The following is a 10,978-nucleotide window of genomic DNA, read 5'->3' as shown; positions in this document are numbered from 1 at the left end:
GGGCGAGGAGCGGTCACAGTGCAGCGCTGGCGAGGCTTGGAGGAGATTCCCCAGGACTGGGGGCGCAGCGTCGTCACCATCGGTTCCTACGACGGCGTCCACCGCGGACACCAGCTGATCATCGGGCGGGCCGTGGAGCGCGCCCGCGAACTGGGCGTGTCGGCGGTGGTCGTCACCTTCGACCCGCACCCCTCGGAGGTCGTCCGTCCCGGCAGCCACCCGCCGCTGCTCGCCCCCCACCACCGGCGGGCCGAGCTGATGGCGGAGCTCGGCGTCGACGCGGTGTTGGTCCTCCCGTTCACCGCCGAGTTCTCGAAGCTGTCCCCGGCGGACTTCATCGTGAAGGTCCTCGTCGACAAGCTGCACGCGCGCGTCGTCGTCGAGGGGCCCAACTTCCGCTTCGGCCACCGCGCCGCCGGCACCGTCGACTACCTCACCGAGCTGGGCGGGACGTACGACTACGAGGTCGAGGTCGTCGACCTGTACGTCACGGGCGAGGCGGGCGGCGGACAGCCGTTCTCCTCCACGCTGACCCGCCGTCTGGTCGCCGAGGGCGACGTGGCGGGCGCCGCCGAGATCCTGGGCCGCCCGCACCGCGTCGAGGGCGTGGTCGTCCGCGGCGCGCAGCGCGGCCGCGAACTCGGCTACCCGACGGCCAACGTCGAGACCCTGCCGCACACCGCGATCCCCGCCGACGGCGTCTACGCGGGCTGGCTGACCGCCGACGGCGAGCGGATGCCGGCGGCGATTTCCGTCGGCACCAACCCGCAGTTCGACGGGACGGAGCGGACCGTCGAGGCGTACGCCATCGACCGCGTCGGGCTCGACCTGTACGGGCTGCACGTGGCGGTCGACTTCCTCGCGTACGTGCGCGGCCAGCGCAAGTTCGCGTCGATCGAGGCGCTGCTGGAGGCGATCGGCGACGACGTGAAGCGCTGCCGCGACCTCACCGGCGGGTACGACGCGGCGCCTTGACGCCACACACGCACGACCGAGGGCCCGCACCGTGCTGACGGTGCGGGCCCTCGGTCGTGCACCGGACGCACCGGACGCACGGGACGCGCCCCGCCGCTCGGGCGGGGCGCGTCCCCTGGCGCGCCGGGGCCGCTACTGCTGCGGCGGGGCCTGGTGGGGCTGCTGCGGCTGCTGTTGCGGGTGTTGAGGCCACGCGGGCGGGGAGGCCGGGGCGTGGGGCTCCGCCTGCGGCCGGTCGGGGTGCTGCTGGGCCGGGTGCGGCTGCTGATCCTCGTGGGGCTGCTGGTCGGCCGGGGGCTGCTGCCACCCCTGCGGCGGTACGCCCGGTTGCCCGTACGGAGCGAACTGGCCGGGGACCGGCGGCTGTTGTGCGTACGGGCCGCCGGGCAGGGGCTGCCCGGCCGGGGCGGGCCCCGGGTGGCCGGGCGCGTGGGGGCCGGGCGGCGCCGACTGGACCGGTGCCGCGGACTGGCCCTGGACCGGCGCGGACGGCGGGCCGCCGTAGGGCTGTGCGGCGTACGGCCCGCCGGGGGCGGGTGCCGGCGGGCCCGGATACTGCTGCCCCGCGCCGGGCCGGCCGGGCAGCGGCTGGCCGGGCTGGGGCTGGCCCTGGTGGCCCGGCAGCGGAGGGGCCATCTGCGGCGGCAGGGCGCCGTGGCCGTCACCCGTCCACAGCCCCTGGGCCTGCTGCGCGCGCGTGAAGTCCTCGGCGACCAGCGCGGCGAGGTGGAAGTACGCCTCCCGCGTCTTCGGCCGCATCATGTCGAGGTCGACCTCGGCTCCGGCGGCGAGGTGCTCGTCGAAGGGCACGACGACGACCCCGCGGCAGCGCGTCTCGAAGTGCTGGACGATGTCCTCCACCTTGATCATCTTCCCGGTCTCCCGGACCCCCGAGATGACCGTGAGGGAGCGCTGCACCAGATCGGCATACCCGTGCGCCGAGAGCCAGTCGAGCGTGGTGGAGGCGCTGGAGGCACCGTCGACGGACGGCGTCGAGATGATGATCAGCTGGTCGGCGAGGTCCAGGACGCCCCGCATGGCGCTGTAGAGCAGGCCCGTGCCTGAGTCCGTGAGGATGACCGGGTACTGCCGGCCGAGGACGTCGATCGCGCGCCGGTAGTCGGCGTCGTTGAACGTCGTGGAGACGGCCGGGTCCACGTCGTTGGCGATGATCTCCAGCCCGGACGGCGCCTGCGACGTGAACCGGCGGATGTCCATGTAGGAGTTGAGGTAGGGGATCGCCTGCACGAGGTCGCGGATGGTGGCGCCGGTCTCGCGCCGCACGCGGCGGCCGAGCGTGCCGGCGTCCGGGTTCGCGTCGATCGCCAGGATCTTGTCCTGCCGCTCGGTGGCGAGGGTGGCGCCGAGCGCCGTCGTCGTCGTGGTCTTGCCGACGCCGCCCTTGAGGGAGATGACGGCGATCCGGTAGCAGGACAGGACGGGCGTGCGGATCAGCTGGAGCTTGCGCTGCCGCTCCGCCTCCTCCTTCTTGCCGCCGAGCTTGAAACGGGACGCGGCGGCCGGGTTGCGGCTGCTCTTCGGCTTCTGCTTGGTGTTGCGCAGCAGGCGGTCCGAGGAGAGCTCGACGGCCGCGGTGTACCCGAGCGGGGCGCCGGGCACGGAGGGCTGACGCTGGTCGTGCGCCACGGGCGAGGGCCAGGCCGCGCCGGTGCGGGGGTCGGTACCGGGCGCCGGCGCCTGCGGCGGCTGGTGCGGGGCCTGGCCCTGGGGCGGGAGCGGCTGCGGGTGCGGCTGGGGCCGGCCCGGGGCCTGCTGGGGCTGGGCGTGGGCCTGCGTGTCGGGGTGCGGGAAGCCGTAGCCGGCGGGCGGTTGCCCCGGGGCGGGAGCGTGGGCCTGGGGGAATCCGTATCCGCCGTGGGGCTGCCCCGACTGCCCCGGCCGGCTCGCCTGGTCCTGGCCGGGGTGCGGGGCCGGGAAGCCGTGACCACCCTGCGGGGCGGCGGTGTTCGCGGCGTACGGCTGCTGCTGCGGCGGCACGCCGGGCGCGGGCGGCGACGCGGGCCACGCGGCGGGCGCCTGCGCGGACGGAGCCGAGGGGCCGGCGCCGGGCGGCTGCGGGGCCTGCGGTGTCTGGGCGGGCCACTGCGGGGCGGCCGCCGGGGCCGCGGGCTGGAACGCGGGCGGCAGCGGCGGCAGTCCGGGCATCCGAGCGCCGGGCGCATCGGGCTGCGGCGCCCACGGCTGGGCGGGCGGTACGGCGGCGGCGGGCCCGGCCACCTCATCGGGCTGCGGCTGCGGCTGCGGCTGCGGCTGTGCCTGGGACTGCGGCTGTGCCTGCGGTTCGGGCTCCGGCTGCGGTTCGTGTTCCGGCTGCGGGGTGGGGGCGGCGTCGGCGCCGGTCGCGGGGGCGCCGTCCTGCCGGGGGCCGTGGACGGGGGCGGGTTCGTCGGCGGAGCCGCCGTCCGTGGAGCCACCGCCCTCCGGGGCGTGGCTCCCGGCGGCACCGTGCTCCGGGGTGCCGTCCGTGGTCGGGGTGTCGCCCGGTGCCGCGTCGGACGCGCCGCCGTCGGCTGGTACGCCATCGCTGTGGACCGCGTCGCCGCCGGCAGCGTCCGGGGTCCCGGGCGGCACGTCGGTGGTGGCAGCGGCGGGCGTCTCGTCAGGCGTCCCGTCGGCGTCCGTCACGGCGCCGGCCGGGTACGCCGGGGCCGTTCCGTCCTCTCCGGTCGTCGCGTCCGTACCGGCCACGCCGGCCGGGGTGTCCTCCGCCGTCGGCGCGGCGGGGTCGTCGGCGGCCGGAGCGGTCGCCTCGGGCCGCTCCTCGGCGGAAGGGGAGGCGTCGGGGGCGTCGGGAGCCGGGTGCCCCGCCTCCGCGTCGGGCCGGAGGGCGGCGGGGGAGAAGCGCATGGTCGCCCCGGCCGCCGCGTCACCGCCGCCGTAGGGCTCGTACCGTACGGGCTCGGCCGGGGGCGCGGTGGGCTCCGGCACCGGCACCAGCGCCGAGGGCGGCGCGGGCGCGGGGGCCGGCGGGGCGGGGTAGGCGGAGGGGTCCGGCGGCACCGGCGGGGCGGCGGGCGCCGGGTACGGCTGGAAGCCGCCGGTCTGCGGCAGCCCGGGAACGGCAATCGGCTGCCCGGTCGGCGGCGGGGGAGGGGGCGGCGGCGTGGCACCCTGCGACGCCGTGTCCGCGCCGCCGGCGTTCTGCGTGTACCAGGCGGGCGGCGTGTAGTCGATGGTGAACTCACCCGTCATCTCGGCGGCGTCCACATCCGACTGATCGTCGACGGGAGGAGCGTTCCATCCCCGGTGGATCTCGTCGCGATCGCCGTTCACGTTGCCTCCTGGTGGGGTCGAGCACCCTTGTGCCGTCATGGGTGTGGGCGACCGTTCCTGTCGTCCGTCAGCCCGGCTCTCCCCCTCTGGGCGCCGCACGCCCGAGCGGGGTCATGGCCGGCCCTTCCCACCCTAATCGCCGACGGCGCCCACGTGTCAGGGCCGTCGGCCCGCCGGGGCGGCCCCCGACCGCCCGACCGCACCGCCATGTGACGCCCTCGCACCACTGCGTGAACACCACCCCTGCCAAAAGGGGTCGAAAAGCCATGAAGTGAGGGGTGCTCAGGCCACCGGGCACCGGTGCGACCTATCCAACAATCAGGTCTCGAACGGACCACTCCCGCGCCCCGCGCGCCCCTCGCGCTCCCCACACCTCCGGCGCCCCGGCGCCGCCCACCGCGCGCAAGGAAGGGGCCCGCCGGCCCCGGGAGCCCGGGGCCGGCGGGCCCGTCCGTTCCGCCGCGCCGCGGCGGGTCACTTCAGGTCGAACTCCCCGTCCCGCGCGCCCAGCACGAAGGCCCGCCACTCCGCCTCCGTGTAGCGCAGCACCGTGTCCGGGTCCAGCGACGAGCGCATCGCGACCGCGCCGCCCGGCAGGTGGGCGATCTCGACGCGCTCCTCGTCGGGCGACGTGCCCGGGGCGCCGTGCCACTCGACCCCGGAGATGTCGAGGGCGTACAGCTCGTCCTTCTCCTGTGCGCTGCCCATCGCTCCAGTTCCTTTCGGTAACGGTCGGGGCGGACACGGTCCCGTCGGGACCCCCGCCCGGACGTGTGCGCGTGCGGTCCGCGCCGCGTCCTTCGGCATCCTAGGGCCGCGGCCGACCCCCGGTCCGGCGCCTTGACAGGCCCGTATCCCGTCCCCTAAAGCGGGGGCACCCGCCAGGGGCGGTCGCTCACCACGGGCCGACGCTCAACACGGGCCGTCGTTCACCACGGGCCGTCGTTCACCACGGGCCGTCGCTCACCACGGGCCGTCGCTCACCACGGGCCGTCGCGAACCCCGCGCGGGCCGCCACCCGCCCCGCCCCGACGGTCAGTCCATGCGGCGGGCCACGCCCAGCAATCCCGTCTCGGCGTCGGTCGCGCCCGTCATCACCCAGTGCCGCTCCCGGCCCGCGCACCACAGGGTCACCCCGTCGGCGAGCGTCGGCAGGGCCTCGTACTCGGCCCGCGCCAGGCCGAGTATGCGGCCGATCTGCTCCGCCTCCTGCGGGGAGACCCGCTGGACGCCCACGAGCGTCGCGGCCCGCATGAGCCGGGGCGCGACGGGGCTCAGGTACGGCAGCAGTGTCAGCACCGACTGCCAGGGCGAGGACACCACCCGGCCGCGCGGCGGACGCATGCCGCAGTCGCGGACCACCACGACCGGGCTGCCGACCGTGGCGCCCATCGGCGGCACGCGGCCCACGTCGTGCAGCGTCACGCACTCCAGGCCCGCGCCCGCCGCGTGCGCCAGCGCCGTCCACGCCTGCGCCCGGCCCGTCTCGACCGCGACCCGCGCGCCCGTGCCGGCCGCGCGGAGCGCCAGCACCTGCGCCGTCCACAGGCCGCCGATGAGCAGCACGTCGTACGGCGTGGAGCGGTGGAAGCCGACGATGCGCGGGTTGCCCTCGGCGTCGTCCCCTATCACCACGCCGTCGTCGCCGACGGGCAGGGACAGCGCCTCCAGGCCCTCCACGGCCACGCGGTGACCGGCGTGGCGGGGGCCGATCAGCCCGCGCGGGGCGTGTCGCCCACGTGCTGTGAACATCACTGCGTCCCTCCCAGCGGCAGCGTCGCCACCACTCCGGGCAGCTGCTCGCGGTCGAGCCGCACCAGCCCCACCTTCGCCGACCGCGCGGCCTGCTCCAACGCCCGGCGCACCCCGATCAGCTCGGTGTCCGAACCGCCGGTGATCCGGACGTACCCGGCCACGTCCACGGCGCCCTGCCGCGCGCCGCGGTGCAGGGCGAGGCTGAACGTCGTCGCGTGGGCGGGCGTCGCGGTGAGCAGCGACACCAGACCGGCCAGCGGGGTGCCCGCACCGCCCGGGCCCAGGTCGGGCCAGCGGCCGACCGCGTACGTGGTGTGCCAGCGGTCGTCGCACCGCCAGACGCGGGCCGTCTCGACCGTGCGGCGCTGCGGAGTGGCGTCCGGGCGGTGGGCGCGGGCCGCGAGGCGGGGGCTCGCGCAGGCCGCCGTCGCCATCGTGGAGTTCAACTCCTCCTGGTCCAGCACGACCGCCTCGAAACCGGCGCCCGTGATCCTGCTCGCCACGTGGTCGGCCGCGCGCACCAGGCACCGCTGCGCTCCCTCGACCCCGCCGCCGCGCGCCTCGATGGCCTCCCGGCAGCGCTCCGGGTCCAGCTTCAGCGCCACCCACGTCATCCGCAGGGCGGGCGCCCCGGTGCGCTCCTGGAGGGGGACGTACGAGAGGCGGGCCACGGCCTGCTGCGGCAGGTGCGGCGCCGGGGCGGACCGCACCTGCTGCACCAGCTGCACCGACTCCAGCACGATGTCGTCGACCTCCAGCGCCCCGCCCAGCAGGGACAGCGGCAGCGACCGCGCGCCGAACGCGGGCCGCGGCGCCGCGCCGCTCGCCTCGACGCGCACGACCGCCGTCAGGAACGAACCGTCCCCGAGCATGCCGACGGTGCGCCGCTTCCGGTCGACGTACGGGAAGGGGCGGAAGCCCGGCAGGCCCTCCGCGATCGGTGCGAGCGACGGGTCCGCGTCCGCGGCGGCCGGCTCCGCTGCCCGGCGGCGGGCGCGCAGCGCCAGCGCCGTCGCCGCCCAGTCCTGCAGCGCCTGGCCGCGCCGGCGCGCCACGGCGACCAGCAGCAGCACGACGGCGACGACACTCGTGAGGACCATCCACATGCCGCCCAGCGCGACCCCGACCGCGGCGAGCGCCAGGGCGAGCTCCACCAGTACCAGCTGACGCAGCTGGAACGGTCCGACGCGTCCCACCCGCGACAGCGGGCGCGGGGCCGGCACCGGGCCGCCGGGCGGGCCGTCACCACCGGGCGCGGCCGGGGCGGACGGGGCCGGGCGGGTGCCGCCGGCCTGGTGGGCGTTGCTGCGTTGCCGCCGGGAACGGGCCGGGCGTGCCTCGCCGGACCGCCTCGTGCGCGCACGCGTCCCCGTACCCATCGCCGCGTTGCCCCCTCGTGTCCGTAAAAGCCGAATTCCCTACGGCCGTTGACCGGGCGATCACCCTACCTGAGCAGAGGCGGCCCACCGCCAGCAGGCATAGTAGGGGGGCGGTAACGACGGAGGCCGCCCCTTGGCGGCCAAGGGGAACGCGGCAGCCCAGCGGGGAGAGGGACAGCGGACACATGGCATCGCGCCGGGACGAACTCAACGCCTACACCTTCGCGAAGCGGAGACTCGTCGCCCAATTCCTCCAGCCCAACGCCAGCGGTTCCGAGGAGGGCGCGCCCCGCCCCCTGCGCGCGGTGCTGCCCGGGACCATCGTCGGTGTCGTCGTCCTCGCCGTGTTCGGCGCGTGGGGCATGTTCCGTCCGGTCGCCCCCAAGAACTGGGACAAGCCCGGTGAGAACGTCATCATCGCCAGCAAGTCCACGACCCGCTACGTGGTCCTGAAGACCGGCAAGACGACCCAGCTCCACCCCGTCCTCAACATGGCGTCCGCGAAGCTCCTGCTCCTCCCCGACAAGGGCACGGTCATCAAGGTCGACGAGTCCGTGCTCGACAGCGGCAAGATCCCGCACGGCGCCACCCTCGGCATCCCGTACGCGCCCGACCGGCTCCCCGACCCGAAGGAGGCCGGCGCCGCGAAGCGGTGGGCCGTGTGCGAACGCCCCGTGGAGGGCGGACGCGCCATCCAGAAGGCCGCGTTCGTCTTCGCCGAGCGGGAGCGGGACCGCACCGAGGGCGACGAGCGCCTCGCCGGGGGCGACCTCCTGTACGTGGAGGGCCCCGCCCCGGACCGCACGCGCTACATCGTCGACGCCGGCGGCACCGCTTACCCGGTCGGCACGAACGAGCTGCTGCTGCGCCAGCTCGTCGGTCAGGGCCGCGTCCCGCAGCGCGTCTCCGCGGCGTGGCTGGACACCCTCCACAAGGGCGACGAGATCACCTTCCCCACCGTCGACGGACGCCCGGGCGCCCCCGCGGGCGCGCCCGGCGGACTGGACGACGACCTCGACAAGGTGGGCATGGTGCTCACCGCGGTCGACGGCACGAAGAAGCAGAGTTACGTCGTCCTGCCGGGCCGGGTGGCGCCCGTCTCGGACTTCACGGCGAAACTGCTGCTGGCCAGCCGCGACCTGGTCGAACTCGGCCAGGACGGGCAGGCGGCGTCGGTCAGCCCCGGCGCCTTCGTGCCGGGCGAGGCGTTCAACCAGGACAAGAAGTGGCCGCGGGCCGCCCCCCGCGCCGTCAACTCCGCCGGCACGGGCGAGGGCAGCCGCAACACCGTCTGCAACGTCCTGCATGAGGTGGACGAGGACGACGGCTCCACCACGCTCGCCACCTGGGCCGGCGAGGACTTCCCGGCGCCGCTGCCCACCGGCTCCAGCAGCGCGTACGTCACGCCCGGCGCGGGCCAGCTCTTCCGCCAGTTCACCGGCTCCCGCACCGACACCGGTTTCCTGTTCCTCGTCACCGACACCGGGCTGCGGTACGCGATGCAGTCCAACGGCGACAGCTCCGCCGGAGACTCCGGCATCGGCTCCTCCGGCTCCGACGAGGAGAAGAGGGCGCGGCTGCTGGAGGCGCAGCAGGCGCAGAACCGGCTCGGTTACAAGGACGTCGCCCCGGTGCCCGTACCGGCGGCCTGGTCCGCGTTCCTGCCCACCGGCCCCCGCCTGTCGACGTCCGCGGCGCGCCAGCCGCAGGGCTCGTGAGACCGGAGGCGGCCGCGATGAACCACACCCGCACCACTACCACCCGCACCCGCGTGCCCGTCCGCTCCCGCCGCGCGGTGACCTCGGTGACCGCGGCGGCCGCCGCGGCGCTCACCGTCCTCTGCCTGCCCGCCGCCCCCGCGGCGGCGGACACACCCGGCCAGTGCACCTTCCCGGCCGAGCCGTACGAGGGCCGCCCGTGGGCGCTTCAGCGCGTCCTGCTCGACGAGGTGTGGAAGCAGTCCACGGGCAAGGGCGTGCGCGTCGCGGTCATCGACACGGGCGTCGACGTCCGCCACCCGCAGCTGAAGGCGGCCGTCGACACCAAGAGCGGCGTCAACCTCATCCCCAAGGACGCGAAGGACGAGCACGGCAACAAGATCGACCGGGGCAAGGAGGACGGCACCACCGACACCGTCGGCCACGGCACCAAGGTCGCCGGCATCATCGCCGCCCGCCCCGCCCCGGGCACCGGCTTCGTCGGGTTGGCGCCCGACGCGACGATCATCCCCATCCAGCAGAACGACGCGGTGGGCAACGGCACGGCCAAGTCCCTGGCGGCGGCCATCCAACACGCGATCGACGAGAAGGCCGACGTCATCAACATCTCGCAGGACACGGCGAACGCCATCGAGCCGACGCCCCTCCTGAAGCAGGCCGTGCAGAAGGCCCTCGACGCGGAGATCGTCGTCGTCGCCTCGGCGGGCAACGACGGCATCGACGGCAGCGACAAGAAGACCTACCCGGCCTCCTACGAGGGCGTCCTCGCCGTCGCCGCCTCCGACCGCAACAACGAGCGGGCCGCGTTCTCCCAGTCCGGCGACTTCGTCGGGATCGCCGCGCCGGGTGTGGACATGATCACAACGGTGCCGGGCGGTGGCCACTGCGCCGACAACGGCACGAGCTTCTCCGCCCCGTACGTCGCGGCCGTCGCCGCCCTCGTCAAGGCCAAGCACGACGACTGGACGCAGGAGCAGATCGTCGCGCAGCTCCAGCAGACGGCGGAGCGGTCGGTAGCCGGCCACGACCGGCTTGTAGGGTGGGGCGTCGTGGATCCGGTCCGGGCCCTGACGGAGGACGACAAGCCCCTGGAGGCCCCGGTGGCCCACGAGGGCGTCACCAAGGCGGAGCCGCCGACACCGGCCGCGCTCCACCTGGGCGAGACGCCCGAACAGCGCGACGCCCGCCTCGCGACCTACGTCGTCGTGGGCGGCGGCGTCCTCGTCGCGGCCATCGCCGGCGTCGCGGTCGCCATCCGCGACGCCCGCCGCCGCAGCCCCGCCCGTACGGCCGGCGCATGACGGACGCGCCTGCCACACAAGGCACTTGGGGCTGTCAGAGGCACTGGATAGAGTGACACGCGTGCGATCGGCACCCAGGTACACGAGTGCGAACGCAATGCGTGACAGCGGTAACAACGGGGAGGAAGACGGGTCATGGGCGACCTTGAGCGCGGCGCAGGCGCGCTGCAGAAATTCCAGTCGAGCATCAACGGCCTTCTGAGCGACCTCGAGACCGGCCCGGGCAGCAGCTCCAAGGTGGCCCAGCACACCGTGGAGCGCGGCGCCTTCAGCGGCGGCAACCTCCCCTTCGGGGAGGCCGACGGCTTCTACCGGCAGTACACCCGCGTCCACAAGGAGCTGGTGTCCCTCTCCAAGCTGCTCGCCGACCAGATGGAACTGCTCCGCCTGGGCGTCCGCGCGACCGACGTCGGCCTGGACAACGTCGACGAGGACACCCGCCGCCGCTTCCACAGCATCGCCAGCCGCGTCGACGTGGCCGTCGACGCCCAGCAGGAACGCGACAAGAAGGCGGACCACGACATCGACACCGGCACGAAGGACCTGGGGTAAGGCC

Annotated in this window: 8 protein-coding genes; 4 read left to right on the top strand and 4 right to left on the bottom strand. The window is 75.4% G+C overall.

All coding sequences use genetic code 11. From position 1 onward, the window contains the following. Nucleotides 1-18: 18 nt before the first annotated feature. The gene (locus tag LPA54_RS20885) at nt 19-975 is read left to right on the top strand and encodes a bifunctional riboflavin kinase/FAD synthetase (protein WP_228980039.1); all 957 of its coding nucleotides are present in this window, start codon (nt 19-21) and stop codon (nt 973-975) included. A 132-nt stretch (nt 976-1,107) separates the two neighbouring features. Here the strand turns inward: LPA54_RS20885 and LPA54_RS20880 are convergent, their stop codons facing one another. From LPA54_RS20880 to eccE, 4 genes are all read right to left on the bottom strand, one after another. Then, nucleotides 1,108-4,269 (bottom strand): SCO5717 family growth-regulating ATPase, encoded by a 3,162-nt coding sequence (locus LPA54_RS20880; protein ID WP_228980035.1) that lies wholly within the window; start codon nt 4,267-4,269, stop codon nt 1,108-1,110. 474 nt (nt 4,270-4,743) lie between these two features. Then, nucleotides 4,744-4,977 (bottom strand): DUF397 domain-containing protein, encoded by a 234-nt coding sequence (locus tag LPA54_RS20875; protein ID WP_168437561.1) that lies wholly within the window; start codon nt 4,975-4,977, stop codon nt 4,744-4,746. Between the two features lie 327 nt (nt 4,978-5,304). After that, a complete protein-coding gene (locus LPA54_RS20870) occupies nt 5,305-6,021 on the bottom strand; it encodes a hypothetical protein (protein WP_228980033.1) in 717 nt (238 codons plus the stop codon). Next, nucleotides 6,021-7,403: a type VII secretion protein EccE gene (eccE, locus tag LPA54_RS20865; protein ID WP_228980032.1), complete on the bottom strand. Its 1,383-nt coding sequence runs from the start codon at nt 7,401-7,403 to the stop codon at nt 6,021-6,023. The genes LPA54_RS20870 and eccE overlap by 1 nt, the downstream gene beginning before the upstream one ends. 185 nt (nt 7,404-7,588) lie before the next feature. On the opposite strand from eccE, the gene eccB reads away from it, so the two are divergent. The 3 genes from eccB to LPA54_RS20850 all read left to right on the top strand — a co-directional run bounded on the left by eccB (nt 7,589) and on the right by LPA54_RS20850 (nt 10,974). Continuing rightward, nucleotides 7,589-9,121: a type VII secretion protein EccB gene (gene eccB, locus LPA54_RS20860; protein ID WP_228980029.1), complete on the top strand. Its 1,533-nt coding sequence runs from the start codon at nt 7,589-7,591 to the stop codon at nt 9,119-9,121. A gap of 17 nt (nt 9,122-9,138) precedes the next feature. After that, nucleotides 9,139-10,422: a type VII secretion-associated serine protease mycosin gene (gene mycP / locus LPA54_RS20855; protein WP_228980028.1), complete on the top strand. Its 1,284-nt coding sequence runs from the start codon at nt 9,139-9,141 to the stop codon at nt 10,420-10,422. 135 nt (nt 10,423-10,557) lie between these two features. Further along, complete coding sequence (locus LPA54_RS20850) at nt 10,558-10,974, top strand: hypothetical protein (protein WP_228980027.1); 417 nt, start codon at nt 10,558-10,560, stop codon at nt 10,972-10,974. The last annotated feature ends 4 nt before the right edge of the window (nt 10,975-10,978 follow it).

The sequence above is a fragment of the Streptomyces sp. DH12 genome (assembly GCF_020873895.1).
GTDB lineage: Bacteria > Actinomycetota > Actinomycetes > Streptomycetales > Streptomycetaceae > Streptomyces.
This window is presented reverse-complemented; position numbering and strand designations above follow the sequence as displayed.

Excerpts from the sequence above, each read along its gene's own strand:
- eccB (WP_228980029.1), top strand. The coding sequence starts at position 7,589 with ATGGCATCGCGCCGGGACGAACTCAACGCCTACACCTTCGCGAAGCGG.
- LPA54_RS20875 (WP_168437561.1), bottom strand. The coding sequence starts at position 4,977 with ATGGGCAGCGCACAGGAGAAGGACGAGCTGTACGCCCTCGACATCTCC.
- LPA54_RS20850 (WP_228980027.1), top strand. The coding sequence starts at position 10,558 with ATGGGCGACCTTGAGCGCGGCGCAGGCGCGCTGCAGAAATTCCAGTCG.
- mycP (WP_228980028.1), top strand. The coding sequence starts at position 9,139 with ATGAACCACACCCGCACCACTACCACCCGCACCCGCGTGCCCGTCCGC.
- LPA54_RS20870 (WP_228980033.1), bottom strand. The coding sequence starts at position 6,021 with ATGTTCACAGCACGTGGGCGACACGCCCCGCGCGGGCTGATCGGCCCC.
- eccE (WP_228980032.1), bottom strand. The coding sequence starts at position 7,403 with ATGGGTACGGGGACGCGTGCGCGCACGAGGCGGTCCGGCGAGGCACGC.